Source organism: Novosphingobium sp. FW305-C-30-35, assembly GCF_058783135.1.
Genome location: NZ_JBYSYJ010000004.1, coordinates 85,571 through 110,131 on the forward strand (window position 1 = coordinate 85,571; position 24,561 = coordinate 110,131).

A 24,561-nucleotide genomic window follows, 5' to 3' on the forward strand; every position below is an offset into this window, starting at 1 on the left:
CCGACTTTTGCTCCGCCGTTGACAGCAGCGCGCGCACATGGCAGGCCCGTTCCTCATTAGTCCACATTACAGCCATTCGGAGATTCCCATGAGCGATGCCATGGTCACGACAATTTCAAACGAGGCGACTGTCGCCGAGGTGGTTGCAATCATCGAGCGTGACGGCGGCGTCATCATCGAAGATTTTCTCAGCGCCGATACGCTGGAAGGCCTGCGTGCCGATCTCTATCCGCGCCTCGCCGCAACCCCGGTGGGAACCGACGATGGCATCGCTGGCGTCCGCACACGCCGTCTGGGCCGCCTCTTTGCGCATTCGCGCCATATGGCCGCTGTCGCACTGCACCCGCTATATATTGGCGCTGCTGAAGCCATCATCGAACAACCGGTCCATATGTGGGTTGGCGAGGATCGGGTGAGCATCACGCCAGGGCTGAGGGTCGGCGCGACGCAAGCGATCCAGATCGAGCCAGGTCAAAAGGCACAACCGCTTCATCGCGACGACCTGGTCTTCATGTGGCGGCACCCGCTTTATGAACGCGAGGCGCGATGCCAGATCATGGTGGCGCTGTCGGATTTCACGGCCGAAAATGGCGGAACTCTTGTCATCCCCGGCAGCCATCGTTGGGACGATGAGCGCAAGCCGGAACGTTGGGAAGCGGTTCCAACGGTGATGAAGGCGGGATCGGCAATGATCTTTGTGGGATCGGTCTATCATGCCGGTGGTGAAAACCGATCGGATGAAGCGCGCACCGGGCTGTCGATGACCCTCGATGCCGCCAATCTGCGCCAGGAGGAAAACATGTATCTTTCGCTTTCGAGCGACGTCGTGAAATCCTACCCCAAGCAGATCCAGCGCCTGCTAGGCTGGTCGGCCGGCAAGAATTATATGGGCTGGATCGAGGTTGACGGCCAGATGGTGGACCCGATCACCCTGCTCCAGGACGGCGACCAGCTCGACCGCTCCGATATGCCGATCAGGATCGTTTGACCGGCGGCTTTCACGCGGCGATGCCTCCCCGAGAGGATGCCGCCGAACGATAGCGCGTATCGGACGGCATCTCGCCAAATGCCGTCCGATAGCTCTGTGCGAACCGGCCGAGATGCGTGAAGCCCCAGCGAAGGGCGCAGCTTTTGACATAGCGGGCATCGCCATGGGCGATGATATCGCGACGTACGGCGTTGAGTCGGCGCATATTGATATAGCTGGCGGGCGATACGCCAAGTACGTCCTGAAAGCTGTATTCCAGCGTCCGCTGACTGATACGCAGTTCACGACACATGTCGGCCATGCGTATTGGCTGGCCGAGGCCTGCTTCAATGATTTCTCGACCGCGGCTGACGATATAATCGCGTGTCGACGGCGGTGCCCACCGGTCGCATTCGCCATGATCGATAAAATGGCTCTGTTGCAAAGATTGGCGGCAGTCAGAGGTAGGCTGTCGCTCTGCGCCGATCAGGCGGCTGCTGCGAAATGGTGGTTGAGCATGCCCATGGCCTCCGTCAGCGCCGAGGGCCCAATGCCAAAAGCTCTCTCCACAAGGCGCACCTCGCCCCTGATGCCGGGCTGCAGGCACCAGGGGCGAGCCTGTCCTTTGCGCAGGGCTCGCATGACTTCGAATCCCTTGATCGTGGCATAGGCCGTGGGGATCGATTTGAAACCGCGCACCGGCTTGATCAGTATCTTGAGCTTTCCGTGATCGGCCTCGATCACGTTATTGAGATACTTCACCTGCCGGTGGGCCGTCTCCCGGTCCAGCTTTCCTTCGCGCTTCAATTCGGTGATCGCTGCACCATAGCTCGGCGCTTTGTCGGTATTGAGCGTGGCAGGCTTTTCCCAGTGCTTCAGGCCTCGCAGGGCCTTGCCCAGGAACCGCTTCGCTGCCTTGGCGCTGCGGGTCGGCGACAGGTAGAAATCGATCGTGTCGCCCCGCTTGTCGACTGCCCGGTACAGGTAGGTCCACTTGCCCCGCACCTTGACGTAGGTTTCATCCAGGCGCCAGCTCGGATCAAAGCCACGCCGCCAGAACCAGCGCAGCCGCTTCTCCATCTCCGGGGCGTAGCACTGGACCCAGCGATAGATCGTCGTATGGTCGACCGAAATGCCGCGTTCCGCCAGCATTTCCTCAAGGTCGCGATAGCTGATCGGATAGCGACAATACCAGCGCACCGCCCACAGGATCACATCACCCTGGAAATGGCGCCACTTGAAATCCGTCATCGTTCCGTCCGTCCAATCTCCGCCAAGCATGCTCAAGCTTCACGATTTTTGCAACAGAGCCGTCGAAACTAATCGCGCAGCGCATCATGTACTGCGACGACGGCACACGCGCCGATGTCGACTTCATCGATGACGGCTTGAAAATGGCCGTCACCTGGCTGCCGAAGGGCAGGACCGAGATCCTGCGCGCGCAGCGAACCGGTGACGAGTTTCGCGGCGACCATTCGCGGGCTGTCGTGGCGGGCGGATCGATCGCGTTCACGCGACGCGGGAAGATCCGCGTCTGCCACCGAACCCCGGAGGAGTCCTAGGAAATGCAGGCACTGCTCTATACGCTTGCGCCTGTGCTGGCGGTCGTGCTCGGCGCGATTGTCGCGAGCCGCACCAAGTTGAAACCTGGCCTCGTGGCGGGCCTACAGCATCTCGCTGCCGGCGTCGTGTTCGCGGCGGCAGCGACCGAAATCCTGCCGCAGGTCAAGCATGAGGCATCGCCCAGCGCGACGTTGATCGGCGGGGCGGCGGGCGTCGCGACCATGCTGGGGCTCAAGGCTCTTGAGGCCCGCTTCAAGGGGCCGATGGCGCTACTCGCCGCGATCGGCATCGACATTCTGGTCGACGGCCTGGTGCTCGGCCTCGCTTTCGTGGCGGGCGAGAAGGCAGGTCTCCTGCTGACGATCGCGCTCACTCTGGAAGTGTTATTTCTGGGACTGACGCTGACCGACGAGCTGGCGGAAACCTATCGCTCGCGCTTGCGCATCATCGTGATCGTCTCGGCATTGGCCCTGCTGCTGCCGATCGGCGCGCTCGCTGCCGTGCCGGTCGCCGCGCTGTCGCCGGTGATGATCGCCGGCTTCCTCAGCTTCGGGCTGATGGCGCTGCTCTACCTCGTCACGGAGGAGTTGCTGGTCGAGGCGCACGAGAAACCCGACACCCCGCTCATCAGCTCGATGTTTTTCGTCGGCTTCCTGGCCCTGCTGACACTTGAGGAGATGATGGGATGATCCCGGGCAACGACAACAATGGCGGGCAGGAGCGCCGCACACTGTGGATCGTCCTGCTGCTGAACGCGGCGATCGCTGCGGGCTTCTTCGTTTCCGGCTTCTTCGCGGACTCGAGCGCGCTGATCGCCAACGGCGTCGACAACCTGTCCGATACGGCTGTGTATGCGCTGAGCCTTGTGGCGCTCACCCGGGGCCAGACATGGAAGACACGCGCCGCGGTCGCTTCGGGCGTCATGCTGCTGATCTTCGCGGGCGGCATCTTGATCGATGTCGGACGGCGCTACGTGCAGGGCAGCGAGCCCATCGGACCTACCATGATGGTCATGTCCGCGATCGCCGGCGTCGTGAATTACCTCTGCCTGCGGCTGCTCCAGCGCCTCAAGGATCCGGACGTCAATCTCCGGGCCGCAACCACCTTCAGCTTCAACGACTTCATTTCCAACGGCGGCATCCTGATCGCCGGCGTGCTGGTGCTGTGGTTGGGTACCAATTGGCCGGACCTGCTGGTCGGCTTCGCCACCGCCATCATCGCCATCAAGGGCGGTGTCGAAATCCTGCGCGACGCGCGCGCCGAAACCAAGAAAAGCGAAAGGAGGTCGTCATGAACGACAAGCTCGAACTCGACATTCCAGTGTTGTTGCCGGACCTTCCTGACGCGGCCGATGCCTGCCTGGACCGTCTCGTATCAACCCTGTCAAAGCGCGAAGGTGTCGAGCGGGCGCATGTGATCTGTCTCGACGGCAACACGCCAGCGGCGCTGTGCATCCATTTCGATGCCGCCAAGCTGCCGCTGCCACGGTTGCGCGAAATGGTGCGCGCCGCAGGTGCCGAAATCACCGAGCGCTACGGCCATGCGATCTGGCAGGTGACGGGGATCAACCACGAACGTCGGGCGCGCACGGTCAGCGATGCGCTGTGCGCCTTGCCCGGCGTGGTCCAGGCAAGCGCCAGCACCAGCGGGTCTGTCCGGGTCGAATATGATCGCCGCGAAACCACCGAAGAGGAGGTGCGCGCTGCGCTTCGCAAGCTGAAGGTGAGGGTGGGCAAGCGGGTCGCTGCCGATGAACATGCCGGCCACGACCACGGCCCCGGGGGCCACGGCGCGGGCGAAGAGAAGCACGGCCCCGGCGATGGCCACGACCATAGCCACGCCGAATTTCTCGGCCCCAATACCGAGCTGATCTTCGCGCTCGCCTGTGGCGCGCTGCTGGGGATCGGCTACGCGATCGAGAGGCTGGTCGCTGGCGCGCCCGAATGGCTGCCGACCGCCTGCTATATCGCAGCCTATTTCTTCGGCGGATTCTTCACGCTGCGCGAGGCGATCGACAACCTCCGGATGAAGAAGTTCGAGATCGACACGCTGATGTTGGTCGCTGCGGCCGGCGCCGCTGCGCTGGGCGCATGGGCCGAAGGTGCGCTGCTGCTGTTCCTGTTCAGCCTCGGCCATGCGCTTGAGGGCTCTGTTGCAAACTCTGACACGGTTTCCAAGATTGGGCTCATGTACTGTCAAGGTCAGTTGCGATGAACGATTTCAAAGGACGGCATTTTACCGGCGAGGTCATCCTATGGGCGGTGCGCTGGTATTGTCGATACGGCATCAGCTACCGTGATCTCGAGGAAATGCTGTCCGAGCGTGGGATCGATGTCGATCATACGACGATCTATCGCTGGGTGCAGCGCTACGCGCCGGAGATGGAGAAGCGTCTCCGCTGGTTCTGGCGGCGCGGCTTTGATCCGAGCTGGCGTCTGGATGAGACCTACGTAAAGGTGCGGGGCAAATGGACCTACCTGTACCGGGCGGTCGACAAACGGGGCGACACGATTGATTTCTATCTGTCATCGACACGCAGCGCCAAAGCGGCGAAGCGCTTTCTGGGCAAAGCTCTTCGTGGCCTGAAGGACTGGGAAAAGCCGGCCAAACTCAATACCGACAAGGCACCCAGCCCAAGTTGGACAGTGACGTTGGAACAGGTGTCGAACATTGCTTCGTAAGTGATTGAATTTGCGTGATGTGGATTTGGCGCGGAGATTGGGTGTAGTAACAACATTTGCGCTGAACGTGGTGTTTCTGTGGAGTATTGTGCAGGTCGGCGATAACAACACATGCATGTTTGTTGTCGAACGAGTCGCCCGGGGCCACCGCTACCTCTATCTCGTCGAAAGCGTGCGCGAGGGTAAGGTCGTTCGTCAGCGCACCATCAAGGCGCTGGGCCGCAAGGATGCTCTTGCCGCCAGTGGCGAACTGGACAGGCTGGCAGCTTCGATTGCCCGGCACGCCGAACGCAGCATCATCCTTTCCGACATCGATGATGGCAAGATAACCGCCCACCGCATCGGCGGCCCCTTGCTGTTTGGCCGGTTGTGGCAGCGGCTTGGTGTCGATGCCGTGCTGGCCGAGGTGGCGGCAGGGCGTGGATTTGGCTTTGATGTCGAACGCGCGGTTTTCGTTGCCATGTTGCACCGGCTGTTCGTGTCAGGCTCGGACCGGGCGTGCACCGACTGGATGAAGAGCTATGCCATCGACGGAGTTGAGGATCTGGCGCTCCATCACTTCTACCGTGCCATGGCCTGGCTGGGCGAGGAGATCGAGGAGAAGGCTGAAGGCGCGTTGGCACCCCGATGCGTGAAGGACGTGATCGAGGAGAAGCTGTTCGACAGGCGCCGGGACCTGTTCACGGATCTGAGCCTCGTGTTCATGGATACCACCTCACTATCGTTCTACGGCGCAGGCGGTGACACGCTGGGGCGGCGTGGTCATTCCAAGGATCACCGGCCCGAGCTTGCGCAGATGATCCTGGCCGTGGTGATCGATGCCCAGGGGCGGCCGATCTGCACCGAGATGGTGCCGGGCAATACGGCCGATGTGAAAGTCCTCCTGCCCATCGTCACGCGCCTGCGTACGCGCTTCGGGATTACCCGGTCCTGCGTCGTGGCCGATCGCGGCATGATCAGCGCCGACACTATTGCCGCACTCGAAGAGCTGGGCATGGAATACATCCTCGGCGCCCGCGAGCGATCAAGCAGCGTCATCCGCGATGTCGTGTTGAACGACACTGCTCCGATGGTTCCGCTCGTGCTCGAGCGGCAGGCAGGCGAGACCCAGCTGTGGGTCAAGGAGGTCCGTGTCGGCAGCGGCAAGGACACCCAGCGTTACATCGTCACGCTGAACGAGGCCGAAGCCAAGAAGGACAAGGCGGACCGTCAGGCCATCATCGACGGGCTCCAGGCCCAGCTCAAGAAGGGCGACAAGGCGCTGGTCGGTAACTCGGCCTATCGGCGTTATCTCAAAGCCAGCGGCAAGAGCTTCGAAATCGATCTGGGCAAACTCGCCGACGAGGCCCGCTTCGACGGCATCAGTGTCCTGCGCACCAATGCCCGGATCACCCCGCTTCAGGCCGTCATCCGCTATCGAGACTTGCTACAGGTCGAAGCCCTGTTCCGCGTGGCCAAGGCCAGCTTCGATACCCGGCCGATCTTCCATCAGTCCGATGCCGCGATCCGCGGCCATGTCTTCGTCTCGTTCCTTGCCCTGACGCTCGCCAAGGAACTGACCCGGCTATGCCAGGACAAGGGCTTCCAGCCCGAATGGCAGCCGCTTCTCAACGATCTCGATCGTCTCCAGCAGGCCACCATCGAAAAGGATGGCAAGGCCATTACCACACGCACGCACGTCACAGGTGACGTGGGCAACGTCTTCAAGGCTGTCGGCATCGCACTCCCAGCCAACATTGCTGAGCAGACCGCAACGTAAGCTCCGCCGCGCGTTCGCGCGTCCCACACATCAGCCGCAAAATGTAGTGGTAACACCCGCGCACACTCGCGTATCCTATTGATATAAAATCCGTTCTATGAAGGCACTGTTCAACTTGGGCCCAGCTACGGCGCAGCAATCGCTGAGCTGAAACGCGAAGGCAAACTGGCGGCGGAAACCGAGCACCGGCAGGTGAAATATCTGAACAACGTGCTCGAGGCCGACCACGGCAAGCTGAAGATGCTGATCAAGCCGGTACGTGGCTTCAAGTCGATGCCAACGGCCTACGCCACGATCAAGGGCTTCGAGGTCATGCGCGCCCTACGCAAAGGACAGGCCCAGGCATGGTGCCTGCAGCCAGGTATCATGGGGGAGGTGCGCCTGGTTGAAAGAGCATTCGGAATTGGACCCTCGGCCCTGACCGAAACCATGATTATGCTCAATAAGCATTTCGCCAATGCTGCCTAATCCCCCAACTGGGTGACGCCGCGCGGCCGTGCCCCATGTTTGCAACAGAGCCCGCCGGCCTTGTCCATCCGCCCAACATCGCTCGTCCAGCTTTCCGGTAGGAACAAACGCAAGCTCAGCATGAGTGGAACTTCGCCGGAGGCCAACGTCACTGACACCAGCGTCTGGCAGTTCGCGTTCTTGCCCAGCGCCGTGGCGTATTGGGGTGCGACACCCACTGACGCCTTGCCCTTCTTCGGCAGGGCGGTGTCGTCGATGATCAGCCAAGCGTCGTCACCGCCAACCAGTTCGTCCGCCTGGCTCCACAAGGTCGCTTCCAGCGGGGCGCTGTCCCACAGGCCGGCACCGATGAAATGATGCAGCCGGTCATAAGCGACCGCGTCCGACCGGGCCGCCATGGGCTGAATGCTCTTGCGATCACCCGGCCCAATCAGGCCGGCGATATAGGCCGGACACATCCGACGTCCTGTCTTGTTCCCCAGCCCCTCCAAATACGGGCCAAGCCACCGCTCCAAGCCACCGCTCCAAGTCTGCCTGCCAGTTCTCGCCCATCGCCAGCCTCCGTCAAAGCTGGCTCTCCATGAATCACGCATTCGACGTCAGGGGAATCCCCAAAATCACATTTCTGCCAAAGTAGTGCTAGGCAGATCGGCGATATTCCGCTGGTGTAATGCCTAACACCTTTCTGAATGTTCTGTTCATATGGCTTTGATCGGAGAAACCGCAATCAGCCGCAATCGCTTTCAAAGGCAGATCCCGTTTGAGAAGCAATGCCTTTGCTTTCTTAATTTTTCGTTGAATTACGAATGCATGTGGTGTCACGCCGAATTCGAGCTTGAACCTTCGGGAAAAATGAAACGGGCTTAATCCCGCGATCGATGCCAAATCCTCGAGATGAATTCGATCGCCTAGCGATTCCTCGATGTACTCTGAAACCACCTTCCGCAAATTTGATCCTAAAGTACCAATATGAGTTTCCTTTATTGCAATATCAGCATAGTTTCTGATCAGGTGGACTGCAAGTTGCGTTCGTAATGCATCAATGAAGAGGCACTCGCCTACTCCAAAACCACTGTATTCCTGTTCAAGCATATTTAGACAGAATTGGATCATATTATCCGTCGTACAAACACGGTCTGCAATATCGATGCTCGCGAGGTCCCGGTCAAATATTTGGGCAGCGGTTTCGCTGATCGCACTATGGCCAAGATAGATATGCCTGACGTTGATCGCATCGTCCCATTGCCACGTCGATTGTTCACCCCGTGTGAGCAGGGAAATGGAGCCCGGCCGAAGTTTCTCGGTTTGCCAAGGGCCATTGCAACGACGGCGCATGCTGGTATCGGCGTCTTGATAGACCACGATCATATAATCCCGCATCGGCGGAATCTCGACTTCGAGGCCAGCGTAACGATAACCCATTAATGTTAATCCGCGCCAGCCTTGTGCAGTGCTGTCGATCGTTTTGCGTCCAGGAATCCATTTCGTGATATCTTCTGGCGGAATTAGATCATTCATGGCTCACCCCCCAACCCAGAGCGCATGGTGATTGGAAAAATCTCAGTCGAGATCGGCCATTTCAAACCTGGCCAGTTTCGTTCTCTCCTGCACCAAACACTATGGCTTGCTCTTCCATCTGTGCAATTTGAGCTTCGCTGTACCCAGATTCAAGCAGAATGCACCGGCTGTCCTGCCCGAAGCTTGGCGGTGCACTGCGGATAGACCCGGGCGTCCGGCCGAACAGTGCCGGAATTCCCGTGCCGCTGTAATTGCCCATCTTCACCACCATGTTTCGGTGAATGGTATGGGGATGCGCCAGCGCCTCGCTCACGTTGCGCACAACGCCTGTCGGCACGCCGGCATTCAGCAGCATATGTTCGAGAGTTTCGGCCTCAAGCTCGGCAAGGCATTGCGTCAGCAACTCGCCAAGTTCCCTGCGATGCGCGATTCTTGCGGCATTATCGACGAAGCGGGCGTCCACGGCAATATCCGGGCGTTTCAAAACTGCACAAAGTTTGGCGAACTGGCCATTGTTGCCAACGGCAAGATAGATCTTTCCGGTGCGCGTCTCAAACATGTCATAAGGCACGATGTTCGGATGTCCGTTGCCCGTTGCTACCGGAATTTTGCCTGACATCAGGGCGTTGGCGGCCTGAGGATGCAGCATGCTGATCGCACAGTCGTAGAGCGGAACCTCGATTTTCTGGCCAAGCCCCGATCTGCCGCGCTCGATCAATGCGGCAAGGATTGCATTGCAGGCAATAAGGCCGGTCCCGATATCAACCACCGGAGTGCCCATACGGACCGGCCCGTTTCCGGGGTCGCCGTTGATGCTCATCAATCCGGTCATTGCTTGGACCACCGCGTCATAACCCGGATGTCCGCCCAGGGGACCGTCAGCGCCGAAGCCCGTCACATGACAAAGGACAAGCTTCGGGAACAGCGCTTGAAGCACTTGATCGTAGCCCAGCCCCCATTTTTCCAAAGTCCCGCTCTTGAAGTTGTGGACCAGCACATCCGCGCTCTCCAGCAGCTTGAGCACGACCGTGCGTCCTTCGGGCTTGCCAACGTCGATGCCGATCGATCGCTTGTTGCGATTTGCGCCCGAAAAATAGGCGCTGAGACCATCCTTGAATGGAGGGCCCCATCCTCGCGTCTCGTCTCCTTGAGGTGGTTCGATCTTGATGATGTCGGCGCCGTAGTCGGCGAGAACTTGCGTGCAGTATGGTCCGCCGAGAACACGGCTGAGGTCAACGACACGGATTCCTGTGAGGGGACCCGAGGTCATAGCACGTTTTCGTATAGTGACACGACATCATCATAAGACATGTCGCAAGGATTGTTGGCTATCAGGCGAGTAAGTCCCGTGGTGACTTCGCGCGCCATCGCCGGAACGGCATCGGCAGAAATGCCCAGCTGCGATAGCCGCGTTTCCAGACCGCTCGCTGCGAACATTTCCTCCATTGCCGAAATGAGACTATTGGCAGCCTCCGCGTTGCTTGCAAAGGTCCGATTCGGCAAGAATACCTTGGCAAGATGCGCGTATTCAGCTTCTGCGACTACCAGATTGAAGCGCATCACTGGTGCAGCAACCAGAGCATTGCCATGTCCATGCGGCACGTGAAAATGGCTTCCCAGCGGGTACGATAGTGCATGGATCGAACCCACGCTGGCGTTGATGAATGCCATGCCTGCAAGGGTTGCGCCCAGCAACATTGCTTCGCGTGCGGCTAGATCCGATGGGGTGTCGAGGACGCGCGGCAAGTTTTGCCCCAGGAGCGAAAGGGCCTTGTCTGCCAGACCGTCGGAAATCAAATTCTTGCGAGTCCTGCTCGTCGAAGCCTCGATGGCGTGGACCATGGCATCGAGTGCGGTCGCTGCCGTGATCTTGCGAGGCATGCCGAGTGTAAGCGCTGCGTCCAGCAGCGCAATGTCTGGAAGCAGTTGCGGCGCGTAAACAGCCAGCTTTTCCTGTTTGGCACTGGTCAAGACGGAAACCGACGTCACTTCCGAGCCAGTGCCGGCGGTTGTGGGAATCTGGATGAGTGGAAGCCTTTGGCCGATTGCTTTGCCGACACCAATCATGCCGTCGATAGTCTGGCCGCTCGCCGCTGCCAGCGCGACCACCTTGGCCGTATCGAGGGAGCTTCCTCCACCTAGGCCGATAATTGCGTCGGCTCCGAACGATTTGGCGAATCCAACAGCTTCCGAGACGATTGCCATGGGCGGATCTGCTGCTACGCGGTCAAAAATCTCGACCGCGATGCCTGCCGCACCGAGGCTGGACATGGCCTGTTCGGAAAATCCACAAGCCACAATGCCAGGATCGGTGACGAGCAGGACTCGGCTGCCTCCCAGCTCGCAGACGAGGTCACCGACTTGGGACAGCGATCCCGCTTTGCAAATAATGCGCGGACAAGACAGGAAGTTGAGGTCCATAAGTTTCTCCGGTGAGGAAGTTGCTCCGATCAGAAGGCGGCTTCCTTGATCATGTTTCGGGCGATTATCAGTTGTTGAATTTGGGTGGTGCCTTCGTAGATACGGAACAGGCGCACATCGCGGTAGAACCGCTCCACCGGGTATTCAGACATATAGCCCGCGCCGCCATGAATCTGGACTGCGCGATCCGCGACCCGGCCGACCATCTCGCTGGCGAACATCTTGCAGCACGCCGCGTCGGTTGACACGTCCTGGCCCGCGTCGCGCCGACGAGCGGTTTCCTCGATCATGCATCGTGCGGCAAAAGCCTCGGCCTTGCTGTCAGCCAGCATGGCCTGAATAAGCTGCTTTTCGGCTAGGGGTTCACCGAACTGCTTACGCTCCAGGGCGTAAGCGAGGCTTTCCTTGATCAGCCGCTCGGCGGCCCCGACGCATATAGCTGATATGTGTAAGCGGCCGCGATCAAGGACCTTCATCGCTGTCCGAAACCCTTTGTTTTCGAATTCAGGCCCGCCGATGATCGACGATTCATGCACACGCACATCCTGGAAGATCACATCGCAGGTCTGCGATCCCTTCTGTCCCATCTTGCGATCGCGTGCACCGAACGAGATACCAGGGGTAGTCCCGTCCACGAGGAAGGCGGTGACCCCGGAGGAACCTTTGGTTCCCGGCTTGGTACGGGCGAACACCGTAAATAACCCTGCCAGCGGAGCGTTGGTAATATAGCGCTTGGTGCCATTTATCACAAAGTGCTCGCTGTCCCGCTTCGCGGATGTGGAAAGTGAGCCAGCGTCGGAGCCAGCATCGGGCTCTGTCAGGGCAAAGGATGAAATCAATTCGCCCGTGGCTAGGCGAGGCAGGTAGTGCTCCCTTTGCTCAGGCGTGCCGTCAATGATGATACCCTGCGATCCAATGCCGTTGTTCGTGCCGAACAGAGATCGGAATGCGGGAGATGCTTGACCAAGAATAAATGCCGCCTTTACCTCTTCGGACATGGTCAGGCCGAGGCCACCAAACGCCTCGGGTATCGACATGCCGAAAAGACCCATGTTCCGGATTTCCTCGGCAAGAGCCTGGGGAATTGCATCATTCTCGGCCACCTCGGTTTCGCACGGAATGAGCCGCTCGCGAACAAAGCGATCCAGCGTGTCCAGGAACTGTGAAAGAGTTTCGTTGTCCATTGACATGAAATGGGCTTCCTAAAGGCTCAGGGCGAAATGGCGCTGACGTTGCGGACAAGTTCAATCAGCCGGGCAGCAATGTCGGTTTCGATCCAGTCGCGAGTCAGATGAGATGCCGCCCCGCCGCAATTGAAGGCCAGAACGGGCGCACCGTTTGCAGGGATGAAGGGCACGGCAACGGAGTTCACATCCGCCTTCCATTCGCCGATCGAGAGGCAGCATCCGTGTTTGGCGTAGGTCTCGAGAGCATCATTTATCCCTCTCTCGATTGCCGGCCATGCCTGACCCTCGTGGTGGCGGATGTCCTCGATAATTTCAGATCTGCGCTCTTCGGATATCCCCGCCAGAAAGGCGCGGCCCACGGCCGTGGTCGCCAGTTTGATATGGGCTCCCACGTCGATCGCGAGCGTGATCGGGTTCGAGCCGCGGCAACGCTCCAAGTATATCATCGTCAGGCGATCCCTGCCTGCCAGCGCAACAGGCATGCCCGAATAGTCTGCAAGTTCCTGCATGTACGGCTTGGCCAGATCTATGACCGGCAATCCGGCAAGGCATGAGAATCCCAGCGAAAGTACCGGCGGGGCGAGGCGGTATCGGGCTGTTTCCGGGTCGAAGCTGAGGTAGCCAAGGCGGTGCAGCGTATAAGTCAATCTCGATATGGTCGATTTGCTCAAGCCGGTCCGAGCGGCAAAATCGCCGTTGCCCAGCGCCTCACCCTCCCTGCGGAAAGCGCGCAAGACCTCGAGTCCACGCGCCAGGGCAACCACGAAATCGCGGTCCGTACCTTCCTGTTTTGAAAGCTCCTTGCGCGGTCGCACCGCAATACTCCTCTCACCCCGGCCGTTGCCGACTTGAAATGTCTCTACACTGGTAGTAAGAGGTTTGTCAATATTGCGGAATATATTTCCGCAGAGCGGAATAAAATCGGGTTTGTCCAGTTCCGCGTGGTTGCCAAAACTCGACGGTGAAGAGGATTGTTATGACTCAACATGACTATGCAGACATCGCACTGTTCATCGCAGGCACGTGGATCGGCCCGGAAGAGCGCGAAACCCAGCCCGTCATCAACCCGGCGACCGCCCAGCAGATCGGGCTTATCGCGAAAGCGACGCCCGATGATCTCGAGGCTTCGGTGAAATCGGCCCGCGTGGCATTCGAAGGGTGGCGGCAGCTTTCGCCGCTTGATCGCAGCGCCATACTGCGCAGGTTTGCCAATCTGCTTCGTGAGAACGAACAGGCAATTGCAGCCGCCATTACCCTCGACGAGGGAAAGCCATTGGCCGAAGCGATTGTTGAAGTGCGTTCTTCGGCCGATCATATCGATTGGCACGCCGAAGAAGGGCGTCGCATCTACGGTCGCATAATCCCATCGCGATCCCCTGCTGTACAGCAGCAGGTTCTGCGGGAACCGGTGGGCGTCTGCCTGGCAATCACGCCATGGAACTTCCCTTTGAGCCAGGCAGTGCGAAAGGTTGCCGCAGCATTGGCCTGCGGTTGCACAATGATCCTGAAAGGCCCTGCGGAAGCCCCGTCTGCGTGTATGGCCATCGCCCGCTATCTGCAGGAAGCGGGATTGCCTGATGGATGCCTCAATCTCGTCTGGGGCAATGCCGCAATGATTTCAGAAACATTGGTGGCCCATCCCGATGTTCGCAAGATCACCTTCACCGGATCGGTCGAAGTCGGCAAGAGCCTTGCCGAACTCGCTGGTCGTCACATGAAGCGCGCCACGATGGAACTTGGCGGTCATGCGCCTGTCCTGATTTTCGATGATGCAGACGCCGAGGCGACCGCAAGGGTGCTGGCCGGCAACAAGCTGCGCAACGCAGGACAGGTCTGCATATCGCCGACCAGGTTCTTTGTGCAGGCGAGCGTTCACAAACGCTTTGTCGCAGCTCTGGTTGATGCCTTTGCGACGGTCAAAGTGGGTGACGGCCTTGAGCCCGATATCCAGATGGGGCCAGTGTGTCACGCCCGGCGGATTGCCGAAATGGAACGCCTGGTCGACGACGCGCGCGCCGGTGGAGCCGCCATCCTTGCCGGCGGCACACGACAGGGGAATGCGGGCTATTTCTTCGCACCGACTATCGTCGATACTGCGGACGATCGTATCGCGCTGATGCGGGATGAACCTTTTGGCCCCATCGCCGTGGTTTCGCGCTTTGACGACATGAGCGATGCCATCGATCGGGCAAACGCATTGCCGTTCGGCCTGGCGTCCTATGTCTTCACCAACTCGCTTGAACGCGCGGACCGCGCTGCGGCATGCCTGCAGGCCGGCATGGTCAGCATCAATCATTTTGGACTGGCCTTGCCCGAAACCCCGTTCGGAGGGGTCCGTGACAGTGGATATGGCACCGAAGGCGGCAGCGAGACTTTCGATGGCTACCTCAACACGAAATTCGTTTCGCGTTTCGCAGGAGTTTGTGCGTGAGCGATGGGCAACTGGTGCGGATCGAGTGGCGAAATCGTGTTGCGCTTCTGACCATCGACAATCCTCCGCTCAACCTCCTGAAGGCTGCGGTACGTGCCGCCCTGCTTGCGGCGATACGCACGGCCGCCGCCAGCGATCCCGAGCGAATTGTCATAACCGGGGCAGGCAAGGCGTTCGTGGCCGGGGCCGATGCCCGGGAATTTGGCGATGCTCCGATAGAGCCGCATTTGAACGACGTGCTGCGGGAGATCGCGCAACTCTCCGTGCCGACCATCGCTGCGATCAATGGGAGCGCGCTTGGCGGAGGCCTCGAGATTGCGCTGGCCTGCCGGTGCAGGGTTGCCGCACCTTCGGCCCGGCTGGGCCTGCCCGAAGTGACGCTCGGGGTAGTGCCGGGCGCTGGTGGAACGCAGCGTCTGCCCCGTATTGTGGGCATCCCCCACGCGCTCGACATGATTGTGCACGGAAGGCTGCTGTCGGCACGGGAGGCGCATGATATCGGACTTGTCGATAGTGTTGCATCCGATCCCGTCGCCGCCGCTCTCGGCATGGACCGGAATCAACTCGATACCATGCTGGTCGCCGACCGGCGTCCCGCGCCAGCGGCACATCCAGATGCGGTGTCGGCCATTGCCAGGGATGCTGCCCGCCGCGCCCGAGGGCAGAAGGCCCCCGAGCGCGCGCTGGAACTGGTGGCCGGGAGTACCGACTGGGACCTTGATGTCGGGATGAATCGCGAGCGGGAGGCCTTCCTCGAACTTCGCGGATCCGATCAGGCCAAGGCATTGCGCCACATCTTCTTCGCCGAGCGCGCCGCTTCAACCCGGTCATGTTACCCAAGACCAGACCGTCCGATCGAACGGGCGATTGTCGTAGGCGGGGGGAATATGGGCGCGAGCATAGCCTACGCCCTTGCCCGAGCCTCAATCACGGTGACCTTGGTCGAGATGGATGCCCAGCGGGCAGCAGATGCCCGGCGGCGATTCTCGGGGCTGGTCGAACAAGGCACAAAGAAGGGGGTCCTGACCGAGAAAGAGGCTAACAGTATCAGCAGTTTGACGAACGTGGTGGTGGGGCTCGAAAATCTCGGGGCGGCTGACATCGCCATCGAAGCCGTGTTCGAGAATTTCGCTGTCAAAAAGGCTATCTTTGCAGCCCTTGGTGACAATCTGCCGCCTTCGACAATTCTCGCAACGAATACCTCGTACCTGGATGTCGATCTTCTGGCGGAAAGTGTTCCCGAGCCCGCGCGCTTCCTGGGATTGCACTTCTTCAGTCCTGCGCACGTGATGAAACTGCTCGAGATCGTGCGTGGTGGCAGAACGGCTCCGGAAACTCTTGGCGTGGGCATCGCGCTCGCCAGGATGCTAGGCAAAGTGCCGGTCGTGGCCGGTGTGTGCGATGGCTTCATCGGAAACCGGATACTGACCCGATATCGCCAAACGGCGGACATCCTTCTTGCCGAGGGCGCAACACCGTCGAGCATCGATGCGGCAATGCGGGGATTCGGCATGGCCATGGGCCCCTATGAAGCCCAGGACATGTCGGGTCTCGATATTGCATATGCCAATCGCCAGCGACAACGCCTGGACGGCCGCGCCGACGCAAGAATGCTTCCCATACTCGAGTGCCTGGTCGAAGAGCATGGTAGACTTGGCCGTAAATCGATGGCTGGCTGGTATGATTACGATGACGCGGGTCGGCTCCGGCCGTCCGCCTTGGTCGAAGACCTCATCGTGGCGATCTCGGCGAAAGAAGGCTTTGCCCGTCGGACTTTGAGTGAGGCGCAGATTGTCGATCGAATTATCACGTCCATGATCGTCGAAGCCTGCCTTATTCTTGAAGAAGGAATCGCCGCCTCGACACAGGACATCGATCTGGTCTTGGTTCATGGCTACGGATTCCCTCGCTGGCGAGGGGGACTGATGTATCACGCGGACACATTGACTCCGGCTTGCGTGGTTGCAAGGATCACCGAGTTTTCGTCCGCCGACCCTCTGGGCTGGAGAGTCCCTTCACTGATCACGAACCTGGTTCGCGACGCCAGGTCGTTCGCGGATGCCTGAACTTGAAGATAGGTCTGAAGACATGGCTGATGTGTTCATCTGCGATTTCATCCGCACGCCGATCGGCCGCCACGGCGGGGCCCTTGCCAGGGTACGCGCCGACGATCTGGCCGCTGTTCCGATCAGATCCCTGATCGAGCGAAATCGGTCGATCGACCTGGTCGAGATCGATGAGGTCCTGCTTGGCTGCGCAAATCAGGCAGGCGAGGACAACCGAAACGTGGCCCGCATGGCTGCCCTGCTCGCGGGCCTACCCGAGGAAGTTCCCGGCCTGACCCTGAATCGCCTTTGCGCCTCAGGTCTTGAGGCGGTTATCACTGGTGCCCGGTCGATACGGTGCGGTGAACTCCAGCTTGTGATCGCTGGCGGCGTGGAGAGCATGAGTCGAGCCCCGTTTGTTCAGCTAAAAGCCGAAACCGCGTTCTCACGCGCTGTCGCCATGGAGGATACGACCATTGGATGGCGATTCGTCAATCCGGCGATGCAGACGAGCTATGGCGTCGACTCGATGCCCGAGACCGCCGAAAACGTCGCGATGGAGTATTCGATCGGGCGGACCGATCAGGATGCCTTTGCCCTGCGGTCGCAGGCCAAGGCTGCCAGAGCAGGCAGCAACGGACGATTGGCGCGGGAAATCGTGGCGGTCAGCGCCCCAGTGAAGCGGGGGCAAGCCGCGATAATTGACGCTGACGAGCATCCGAAACCGAACACGACCATAGATGACCTCGCTCGACTACGACCAATCGTGCGTACCGACGGGACCGTCACGGCAGGAAACGCATCCGGGGTGAACGATGGTGCCGCAGCATTGCTGCTGGCGTCGAAGGAAGCTGTTCGTCGATATGGGCTGACACCCCTTGCCCGAGTGGTGACCGCTGCGGCAGCTGGGGTTCCTCCCCGGATCATGGGTATCGGTCCGGTTCCGGCGATCAGAAAGATACTCGCTCGGCAATCGCTGACGATGGGCGACATCGGCGTGATCGAACTGAACGAAGCCTTTGCCAGCCAGGCGCTGGCCTGCACGCGGTCGTTGGGTCTGGATGATGAAGATCATCGCGTAAATCCCAACGGCGGAGCGATCGCGCTCGGTCATCCGCTGGGCATGTCCGGGGCACGGATTACGGGCAGCGCAGCGATTGAACTTGCTCAAGGGACCGGGCGCTACGCCATTGTGTCTATGTGCGTGGGCGTCGGACAAGGAAGCGCGCTGCTGCTGGAGCGGGTCTAGGAGACCTGCCTCTGGGTGGCCGCAAAAAACGACAACGGAACGCGCAGTAAAATTCAAGACCTGAAGCCAAGCACGACATAGCTTCTCCACTGGATCAGCTCTCGGCCGCCCGAAGTTTCGGACAACGATCGATTGGGGCGTTCAAAAAAAGATGGATGGAGAGGCCAAATGGCGGACAATCGGGAAGCAGATTTCCTGCGCGAATTGTACGAGGATTGGAGCAGCCGGATGGCCGCCAATCCCGCAATGTCGATTGCCGATTTGCGCAGTATGTTCGACGAGTGGGGCAAACCAGCACGTGAACCCGAGGGCGTAAGCTACAAATCAGATGAAGTCGGCGGAGTCCCGGGAATATGGGCATTTCCGCAAGACGCCGATTCCGCGCGCGTCATTCTCTACACCCACGGCGGAGGTTTCGCCGTGGGATCGGCAGATAGTCATCGCAAGCTCGCAGGGCATCTTGCCAGCGCTCTGGGCGTAACTGCGTTCATTCCCGATTACCGGCGGTCCCCCGAATTTCCGTTCCCTGCCCAGATCGAAGACGGGATCGCCGCATATCTCGGTTTGATCGAAAGAGGTTTCCACCCTGGATTCATAACGACTGCGGGGGACAGTGCGGGCGGCAATCTCGCCATTGCCATTGCGTTTCGGCTCCGTGAGCTGGGCCGGCAACTTCCGGGCAGCATCATAGCTTTTTCTCCCTGGCTGGACATGGCGCTGCGTGGCGCGACACTCGAAGCCAACGCGGCGACGGACGCTCTTGTCGGGCGCCAGATACTCGAGGGCATGATCTCGATGTTTCTTGGCGGCACTGCGGACCCGCTGGATCCGCTGGCCAATCCACTCGAGAATGACTTTCAGGGCTTCCCGCCGCTTTATATCAATGCCGGTGGAGCCGAGGCATTGCTGAGCGATGCCGAGTCGTTGAGCGAAAAAGCTCGCAACGCAGGCGTTTCCGTCACCCTCTCGGTCGTCCCCGGAATGCAGCATGTCTTTCCGGCCCTTGCCGGGCGCGCGCATGAGGCGGACGACGAATTGCTCAGGATCTCAGCGTGGTATCGCGCACTTTGACCGCCGGAAAAACGCATCTTGCAACAATGGTTTGCGCGGAAATCCCGCGCTGGAGGTAAATATGATCAGAAATGTGACCGCGACAAAGACCCCTGGCGCGGACTTTGACGCAATTGTGATCGGCGGAGGCTTCGGAGGGCTCTATGCGGTCCACAAGCTGCGTAATGACCAGGGTCTCCACGTAAAGGCCTATGACAATGCGAGCGATGTCGGAGGGACCTGGTACTGGAATCGTTACCCGGGAGCGCTCTCGGATACCGAGAGCTTCTGCTATCGCTTCTCATTCGACAAGGAACTCCTTGATCAAGGCAGCTGGCAGACCCGCTATCTCACTCAGCCCGAGATTTTGGAATATCTCAACAATGTCGCTGACCGCTTCGACTTGCGCAGCAGCTATCAGTTCAACACCAAGATAGTATCGACCCGTTTCGACGAAGCGACTGGGCTATGGCATGTAGTAACGGACAAGGGTGAGACGGCATCGGCCAAGTATCTCATTACCGGCCTGGGACTTCTTTCGGCGATCAACAAGCCGACGTTCTGTGGCATCGACGACTATGCCGGTGACATTTACCATACAGGCGCGTGGCCTGAAGGGGTCGATCTCAGCGGAAAGCGTGTCGGCATAATCGGGACGGGCTCAACCGGAATTCAGGTGATCATTGCCCTGGCGCCCCAGGTAAAGCACCTGACCGTATTCCAACGATCTGCCCAATACGTCGTTCCGATCGGAAACTGGCCCGAAGACACTGAGACGATCGATACCTACAAGGCCAACTATGACGAAATCTGGAAGCAGATAAAGAGTTCGAATGTCGCCTTCGGTTTTGTCGAGAGCACCGTTGCGGGAATCGACGTCCCCGAGGCCGAGCGGGAGTGCGTATTCGAGGAAGCGTGGCAGCGCGGTGGTGGATTCCGCTTCATGTTCGAGACCTTCAACGATGTCGCGATCAGCGATGAGGTTAACACCTCGGCGGCAAACTTCATCAAGCGGAAAATTGCCAAGATCGTGAAGGATCCAGAAATCGCCCGGAAACTGACGCCCGGCGATATCTATGCCAAGCGCCCGCTGTGCGCGACGGATTATTACGGTGTTTACAACCGGAAAAACGTATCGCTGGCAGACGTCAAGGACGATCCGATCGCAGAATTCACGACAAGAGGCATCCGCTTGGCCAGTGGGATCGAACACGAACTTGACGCGGTGATTTTCGCTACAGGTTTCGATGCGGTCGATGGAAACTATACGAAGATCGATATTCGGGGACGCGGTGGCGTCACCATCCGGGACAAGTGGGCCGATGGCCCTCTGGGTTACCTCGGGATGATGGAAGCCGACTTTCCGAACATGTTCATGATCCTGGGCCCCAACGGTCCATTCACAAACCTTCCTCCCACTCTCGAAAGCCAGGTGGAATGGATTTCCGACACGATTGCAACCATGGAAGCTGACGGCCGCTCCACTATCGAGCCGACGCAGGAAGCCGAAGATGCCTGGGTGGAAACCTGCCGGACAATTGCCAACATGACACTGTTCCCTAAGGCGGAATCGTGGATTTTCGGGGCGAACATTCCTGGCAAGAAAAACGCAGTGATGTTTTATCTCGGTGGTCTCGGCAATTACCGTTCAGAACTTCAATCGGTACGGAATTCGGGCTACGAATCGATGATATTCGATCGTCAGACTGCAACCACCGCGCTTTGATGACCATCGAAATTCGTTCGCGTCTGAACGACCGGACTGTTGCATTCCCCATCCCCCGCAAGGGCTCTGTTGCAAACTCTGACACGGTTTCCAAGATTGGGCTCATGTACTGTCAAGGTCAGTTGCGATGAACGATTTCAAAGGACGGCATTTTACCGGCGAGGTCATCCTATGGGCGGTGCGCTGGTATTGTCGATACGGCATCAGCTACCGTGATCTCGAGGAAATGCTGTCCGAGCGTGGGATCGATGTCGATCATACGACGATCTATCGCTGGGTGCAGCGCTACGCGCCGGAGATGGAGAAGCGTCTCCGCTGGTTCTGGCGGCGCGGCTTTGATCCGAGCTGGCGTCTGGATGAGACCTACGTAAAGGTGCGGGGCAAATGGACCTACCTGTACCGGGCGGTCGACAAACGGGGCGACACGATTGATTTCTATCTGTCATCGACACGCAGCGCCAAAGCGGCGAAGCGCTTTCTGGGCAAAGCTCTTCGTGGCCTGAAGGACTGGGAAAAGCCGGCCAAACTCAATACCGACAAGGCACCCAGCTACGGCGCAGCAATCGCTGAGCTGAAACGCGAAGGCAAACTGGCGGCGGAAACCGAGCACCGGCAGGTGAAATATCTGAACAACGTGCTCGAGGCCGACCACGGCAAGCTGAAGATGCTGATCAAGCCGGTACGTGGCTTCAAGTCGATGCCAACGGCCTACGCCACGATCAAGGGCTTCGAGGTCATGCGCGCCCTACGCAAAGGACAGGCCCAGGCATGGTGCCTGCAGCCAGGTATCATGGGGGAGGTGCGCCTGGTTGAAAGAGCATTCGGAATTGGACCCTCGGCCCTGACCGAAACCATGATTATGCTCAATAAGCATTTCGCCAATGCTGCCTAATCCCCCAACTGGGTGACGCCGCGCGGCCGTGCCCCATGTTTGCAACAGAGCCCAGAGAAGTACCCGCTGGCACAGCACCTGAGATCGTCAAGCGCATCATCGACGAAGACGGCGGTGTGATCATCAAGGAGTAGACAATGAGCAACCAAACAGATGCAGATGTCATCGTGATCGGGGCCGGCCCTTCTGGCTCGTATGCGGCGAAGCTGCTGCACGACCAGGGTGTGAGGGTCAAACTCGTGGAGGCGAAGGATCGAGTCGGCGGCCGCACCTGGTCGACCAAGTCGGACGCGCCCGGCGGACCGATCGACTTCGGAGGCCAATGGATCGGCGAGACACACGTCCTGCTGCCCGAGCTGGGCGCCGAGCTCGGCCTAGAGACGGTCTCATCCGTGAAGCCCGGCAACGACCTGTTCGTCTTCAACGGAGATGTGGAAGTAGGTGAGGAGGACCAGGTCCCGTCCGGCGCGAGCTGGGCAGGCGAGCTGTCGAGGTCCTTCGAGCTGCTCGACGAGGTGGGCACTCGCCTGGGCTGGGCGGCGCCCTGGGCTTCGGAACATGTGGGCGAGCTCGACTCCATGACGGTGGCGCAGTGGCTGGAGCAGAACGTCCAGAGCTCCGAGGTGCGCCTGATCCACGAGGTCATGGTCAACATCCTCAATGGCGCCAGCACGACCGAGGTCTCGATGGCCTACTGGGCGTACTTCGTCCACCAGGGCGAAGGGATCGAGTCGCTCATCGGGACCCGCAGTGGCGCGCAGGTCGCCTGGTTCATCGGTGGCATGGGACAGGTAACCGAGCTGATTGCGGACAAGCTGGGTGACGACGTCCACCTCAACTGGCCGGTGACGAGGATCGAACAGGACCCGACCGGTGTCACGGTCTTCTCGGGCGAGCGCAGGCTCAGGGCGAGCTTCGCGATCCTGGCGGCTCCGCCCAGCGCGGGTTCCCGGATGATCTTCGATCCGCCTCTGCCGCCCAAGCGCGCCCAGCTGCAGGCGAGGGCCCCGATGGGCCGACTCGCGAAGATCCAGGTGCGGTACGACGAGCCGTTCTGGCAGGAGCGAGGCCTGTCCGGGGCCGCCTTCGAGTGTGGAGATCTCGCCTTCTGGCTCTTCGATGGGAGCAAGCCCACCGACTCCCTAGCGACGATCGTGGGGTTCATCGGCGGCAAACACCTCGATGCCTGGCATGCCCTGTCACCGAACGAGCGCGAGAAGCGGTTCATCGAGATTCTCGTGAACAACTTCGGAGACAAGGCGCGAGACGTCCGCTACGTGCACGAGACCGACTGGACCGTTCAGCCGTGGACCGGCGGCGCGCCGGTCACCTTCATGCCCACCGGGCTCCTAAGCAGCGCCGGTTCGGCGCTGCGTGAGCCCGTCGACCGCCTGCACTTCGCCGGCACCGAGGCTGCGCCCATGTGGTCGGGCTACATCGAGGGGGCGCTACGAGCAGGGAAGATCGCGGCGGGCGACGTCCTCGCCCGCCTGGCCTGATGCGACGACCGACAAAGGGAGAAGAAGTCATGTCCGAATCACGTCGCCGCCGGCGTTCCATCGTTCCCGAATCCATGCAGGCGGACTACACAGACTACCACTTCTCGCCGGGAGTCGAGGCTGGTGGTTTCCTCTTCATCGCCGGCCAGATCGGCCTCGATGAGAACGGAGCTGCCCCGGAGGATCCCGCGGAGCAGGCAAGGATCGCGTTCACGGCAATCGGCGAGGTCCTGGCGAAGGCCGGCCTCGACTTCACCGACATTGTCAGCCTCACAAGTCACCACGTGGGCGAGATCGACCGCATCCTCGAGTGGTTTCCGACGGTGAAGGACGAGTTCATCGTCGAGCCATTTCCGGCGTGGACGGCAATCGGGGTCACTGGACTGGCGCTTCCGGGGCTCGTGGTCGAGATTACTGCCATCGCTCAGCGTTGAGCACCTCGATGCACACTCGGTGGATCCTCGTCTGTCGTCCGGCCGCAAACCGGATGGAGGCGATCCAGGCGCGATTGGGACGAGCGCGGGGTCGGGCCGGGTAGTGACCCTCCTGACCCCGCGCGGCGGCGCCCTCACCAGTCGGCGCATTGAGGGCACCGGGAAGCCGACGAATTCGTTCTTTCAAAACTCCCGAGAGGACGAGCGTGCGCACAGCCGCAATACGTGACCGAGCGTCGAGAAATGCGGCCCGCTTCCCGAAGGGTGGAACTCGAGGGGCAGACCCTCGTGCCACGTTGTTGACACCCGTTCAGCTATCTCGGACAGGCGCTGTGCCCTTGGCAAATGAACTTCCATCGTGCGTGGCGATCCCCGGGCGAGGGATTGTCGTCGTGTCGGAGTAATGAATCATGTTGCTCTTGTGGGCGGCGCTCTAAGACTGGTCAACACCGGCGCTTGAAAAACTGACCGGTTGTCGGGCGTCTGGAGCTAGCGCCGTTCGATTCAGGCTGACGCAAGCGGGCGCGCAAGCCCTCCAGGCGGTCGGACTCGTGTTCGCCGAAGGGACACGTTTGCGATCCCACGGCGACTCCAGCGAGCCGGGCCAACACCTCGCGGGCGACTTCGCCCGTGTGCTGACGGCACGCCTCATCGAACTGGGTTGGTTGGAA

The 24,561-nt window shown here is 60.0% G+C and carries 20 protein-coding genes and 4 pseudogenes; 16 read left to right on the top strand and 8 right to left on the bottom strand.

Features of this window, described 5'->3' with window-relative positions; all coding sequences use genetic code 11:
- The first annotated feature begins 37 nt into the window (after positions 1-37).
- On the top strand, positions 38-988 hold the full coding sequence (locus tag AC3WLM_RS21565) for a phytanoyl-CoA dioxygenase family protein (RefSeq protein ID WP_492478738.1): 951 nt from the start codon (positions 38-40) through the stop codon (positions 986-988).
- 10 nt (positions 989-998) lie between these two features.
- On the opposite strand, the gene AC3WLM_RS21570 is transcribed toward AC3WLM_RS21565, so the two are convergent.
- Both AC3WLM_RS21570 and AC3WLM_RS21575 read right to left on the bottom strand, forming a co-directional pair.
- On the bottom strand, positions 999-1,289 hold the full coding sequence (locus tag AC3WLM_RS21570; protein ID WP_492478739.1) for a helix-turn-helix domain-containing protein: 291 nt from the start codon (positions 1,287-1,289) through the stop codon (positions 999-1,001).
- A 164-nt stretch (positions 1,290-1,453) separates the two neighbouring features.
- Complete coding sequence (locus AC3WLM_RS21575) at positions 1,454-2,218, bottom strand: IS6-like element IS6100 family transposase (RefSeq protein ID WP_001389365.1); 765 nt, start codon at positions 2,216-2,218, stop codon at positions 1,454-1,456.
- A gap of 86 nt (positions 2,219-2,304) precedes the next feature.
- Here AC3WLM_RS21575 and AC3WLM_RS21580 point away from each other — a divergent pair, with 86 nt between their 5' ends.
- From AC3WLM_RS21580 to AC3WLM_RS21610, 7 genes and pseudogenes are all read left to right on the top strand, one after another.
- Positions 2,305-2,529: a hypothetical protein gene (locus tag AC3WLM_RS21580; RefSeq protein WP_492478740.1), complete on the top strand. Its 225-nt coding sequence runs from the start codon at positions 2,305-2,307 to the stop codon at positions 2,527-2,529.
- A gap of 3 nt (positions 2,530-2,532) precedes the next feature.
- A complete protein-coding gene (locus AC3WLM_RS21585) occupies positions 2,533-3,219 on the top strand; it encodes a ZIP family metal transporter (protein WP_004212882.1) in 687 nt (228 codons plus the stop codon).
- The gene (locus AC3WLM_RS21590; protein WP_004212885.1) at positions 3,216-3,824 is read left to right on the top strand and encodes a cation efflux transmembrane domain-containing protein; all 609 of its coding nucleotides are present in this window, start codon (positions 3,216-3,218) and stop codon (positions 3,822-3,824) included. The genes AC3WLM_RS21585 and AC3WLM_RS21590 overlap by 4 nt, the downstream gene beginning before the upstream one ends.
- Positions 3,821-4,675, top strand: a pseudogene (locus AC3WLM_RS21595) (heavy metal translocating P-type ATPase); the annotation flags it as partial. The gene AC3WLM_RS21590 and the pseudogene AC3WLM_RS21595, both read left to right, overlap by 4 nt.
- Before the next feature lie 65 nt (positions 4,676-4,740).
- A pseudogene (locus AC3WLM_RS21600) lies at positions 4,741-5,163 on the top strand (IS6 family transposase); the annotation flags it as partial.
- Positions 5,164-5,326: 163 nt separating this feature from the next.
- Entirely contained in the window at positions 5,327-6,970 is a 1,644-nt protein-coding gene (locus tag AC3WLM_RS21605) for an IS1634 family transposase (protein ID WP_492476953.1), read from the top strand.
- A 120-nt stretch (positions 6,971-7,090) separates the two neighbouring features.
- Positions 7,091-7,438: pseudogene (locus AC3WLM_RS21610) on the top strand (DDE-type integrase/transposase/recombinase); the annotation flags it as partial.
- Positions 7,439-7,491: 53 nt separating this feature from the next.
- Here the strand turns inward: AC3WLM_RS21610 and AC3WLM_RS21615 are convergent.
- The 6 genes and pseudogenes from AC3WLM_RS21615 to AC3WLM_RS21640 form a co-directional block, all read right to left on the bottom strand.
- A pseudogene (locus AC3WLM_RS21615) lies at positions 7,492-8,031 on the bottom strand (IS701 family transposase); the annotation flags it as partial.
- Between the two features lie 46 nt (positions 8,032-8,077).
- Positions 8,078-8,956, bottom strand: coding sequence for a helix-turn-helix domain-containing protein (locus AC3WLM_RS21620; RefSeq protein WP_081663831.1), 879 nt, complete (start codon positions 8,954-8,956; stop codon positions 8,078-8,080).
- 61 nt (positions 8,957-9,017) lie between these two features.
- Complete coding sequence (locus AC3WLM_RS21625; protein ID WP_051170537.1) at positions 9,018-10,226, bottom strand: CaiB/BaiF CoA transferase family protein; 1,209 nt, start codon at positions 10,224-10,226, stop codon at positions 9,018-9,020.
- Positions 10,223-11,377: an iron-containing alcohol dehydrogenase gene (locus AC3WLM_RS21630; protein ID WP_029995528.1), complete on the bottom strand. Its 1,155-nt coding sequence runs from the start codon at positions 11,375-11,377 to the stop codon at positions 10,223-10,225. The genes AC3WLM_RS21625 and AC3WLM_RS21630 overlap by 4 nt, the downstream gene beginning before the upstream one ends.
- Positions 11,378-11,406: 29 nt before the next feature.
- Complete coding sequence (locus AC3WLM_RS21635; RefSeq protein WP_029995529.1) at positions 11,407-12,567, bottom strand: acyl-CoA dehydrogenase family protein; 1,161 nt, start codon at positions 12,565-12,567, stop codon at positions 11,407-11,409.
- A gap of 20 nt (positions 12,568-12,587) precedes the next feature.
- Positions 12,588-13,379 (bottom strand): IclR family transcriptional regulator, encoded by a 792-nt coding sequence (locus AC3WLM_RS21640; protein ID WP_492478741.1) that lies wholly within the window; start codon positions 13,377-13,379, stop codon positions 12,588-12,590.
- A gap of 161 nt (positions 13,380-13,540) precedes the next feature.
- On the opposite strand from AC3WLM_RS21640, the gene AC3WLM_RS21645 reads away from it, so the two are divergent.
- From AC3WLM_RS21645 to AC3WLM_RS21680, 8 genes are all read left to right on the top strand, one after another.
- Entirely contained in the window at positions 13,541-14,995 is a 1,455-nt protein-coding gene (locus AC3WLM_RS21645) for an NAD-dependent succinate-semialdehyde dehydrogenase (protein WP_492478742.1), read from the top strand.
- The gene (locus AC3WLM_RS21650) at positions 14,992-17,061 is read left to right on the top strand and encodes an FAD-dependent oxidoreductase (RefSeq protein ID WP_223806615.1); all 2,070 of its coding nucleotides are present in this window, start codon (positions 14,992-14,994) and stop codon (positions 17,059-17,061) included. The genes AC3WLM_RS21645 and AC3WLM_RS21650 overlap by 4 nt, the downstream gene beginning before the upstream one ends.
- Before the next feature lie 22 nt (positions 17,062-17,083).
- A complete protein-coding gene (pcaF, locus tag AC3WLM_RS21655; protein WP_029995533.1) occupies positions 17,084-18,289 on the top strand; it encodes a 3-oxoadipyl-CoA thiolase in 1,206 nt (401 codons plus the stop codon).
- A gap of 228 nt (positions 18,290-18,517) precedes the next feature.
- On the top strand, positions 18,518-19,360 hold the full coding sequence (locus AC3WLM_RS21660; protein WP_371421232.1) for an alpha/beta hydrolase: 843 nt from the start codon (positions 18,518-18,520) through the stop codon (positions 19,358-19,360).
- Positions 19,361-19,421: 61 nt separating this feature from the next.
- Positions 19,422-21,065: a flavin-containing monooxygenase gene (locus tag AC3WLM_RS21665; RefSeq protein ID WP_492478743.1), complete on the top strand. Its 1,644-nt coding sequence runs from the start codon at positions 19,422-19,424 to the stop codon at positions 21,063-21,065.
- A gap of 127 nt (positions 21,066-21,192) precedes the next feature.
- The gene (locus tag AC3WLM_RS21670) at positions 21,193-21,957 is read left to right on the top strand and encodes an IS6 family transposase (protein ID WP_006949122.1); all 765 of its coding nucleotides are present in this window, start codon (positions 21,193-21,195) and stop codon (positions 21,955-21,957) included.
- A gap of 137 nt (positions 21,958-22,094) precedes the next feature.
- Entirely contained in the window at positions 22,095-23,456 is a 1,362-nt protein-coding gene (locus AC3WLM_RS21675; RefSeq protein WP_067401762.1) for a flavin monoamine oxidase family protein, read from the top strand.
- A 29-nt stretch (positions 23,457-23,485) separates the two neighbouring features.
- On the top strand, positions 23,486-23,890 hold the full coding sequence (locus tag AC3WLM_RS21680; protein WP_324332864.1) for a RidA family protein: 405 nt from the start codon (positions 23,486-23,488) through the stop codon (positions 23,888-23,890).
- Positions 23,891-24,561 lie beyond the last annotated feature (671 nt).

Excerpts from the sequence above, each read along its gene's own strand:
- AC3WLM_RS21565 (WP_492478738.1), top strand. The coding sequence starts at position 38 with ATGGCAGGCCCGTTCCTCATTAGTCCACATTACAGCCATTCGGAGATT.
- AC3WLM_RS21570 (WP_492478739.1), bottom strand. The coding sequence starts at position 1,289 with ATGGCCGACATGTGTCGTGAACTGCGTATCAGTCAGCGGACGCTGGAA.
- AC3WLM_RS21575 (WP_001389365.1), bottom strand. The coding sequence starts at position 2,218 with ATGACGGATTTCAAGTGGCGCCATTTCCAGGGTGATGTGATCCTGTGG.
- AC3WLM_RS21580 (WP_492478740.1), top strand. The coding sequence starts at position 2,305 with ATGTACTGCGACGACGGCACACGCGCCGATGTCGACTTCATCGATGAC.
- AC3WLM_RS21585 (WP_004212882.1), top strand. The coding sequence starts at position 2,533 with ATGCAGGCACTGCTCTATACGCTTGCGCCTGTGCTGGCGGTCGTGCTC.
- AC3WLM_RS21590 (WP_004212885.1), top strand. The coding sequence starts at position 3,216 with ATGATCCCGGGCAACGACAACAATGGCGGGCAGGAGCGCCGCACACTG.
- AC3WLM_RS21605 (WP_492476953.1), top strand. The coding sequence starts at position 5,327 with ATGTTTGTTGTCGAACGAGTCGCCCGGGGCCACCGCTACCTCTATCTC.
- AC3WLM_RS21620 (WP_081663831.1), bottom strand. The coding sequence starts at position 8,956 with ATGAATGATCTAATTCCGCCAGAAGATATCACGAAATGGATTCCTGGA.
- AC3WLM_RS21625 (WP_051170537.1), bottom strand. The coding sequence starts at position 10,226 with ATGACCTCGGGTCCCCTCACAGGAATCCGTGTCGTTGACCTCAGCCGT.
- AC3WLM_RS21630 (WP_029995528.1), bottom strand. The coding sequence starts at position 11,377 with ATGGACCTCAACTTCCTGTCTTGTCCGCGCATTATTTGCAAAGCGGGA.
- AC3WLM_RS21635 (WP_029995529.1), bottom strand. The coding sequence starts at position 12,567 with ATGTCAATGGACAACGAAACTCTTTCACAGTTCCTGGACACGCTGGAT.
- AC3WLM_RS21645 (WP_492478742.1), top strand. The coding sequence starts at position 13,541 with ATGACTCAACATGACTATGCAGACATCGCACTGTTCATCGCAGGCACG.
- pcaF (WP_029995533.1), top strand. The coding sequence starts at position 17,084 with ATGGCTGATGTGTTCATCTGCGATTTCATCCGCACGCCGATCGGCCGC.
- AC3WLM_RS21660 (WP_371421232.1), top strand. The coding sequence starts at position 18,518 with ATGGCCGCCAATCCCGCAATGTCGATTGCCGATTTGCGCAGTATGTTC.
- AC3WLM_RS21665 (WP_492478743.1), top strand. The coding sequence starts at position 19,422 with ATGATCAGAAATGTGACCGCGACAAAGACCCCTGGCGCGGACTTTGAC.
- AC3WLM_RS21670 (WP_006949122.1), top strand. The coding sequence starts at position 21,193 with ATGAACGATTTCAAAGGACGGCATTTTACCGGCGAGGTCATCCTATGG.
- AC3WLM_RS21675 (WP_067401762.1), top strand. The coding sequence starts at position 22,095 with ATGAGCAACCAAACAGATGCAGATGTCATCGTGATCGGGGCCGGCCCT.
- AC3WLM_RS21680 (WP_324332864.1), top strand. The coding sequence starts at position 23,486 with ATGTCCGAATCACGTCGCCGCCGGCGTTCCATCGTTCCCGAATCCATG.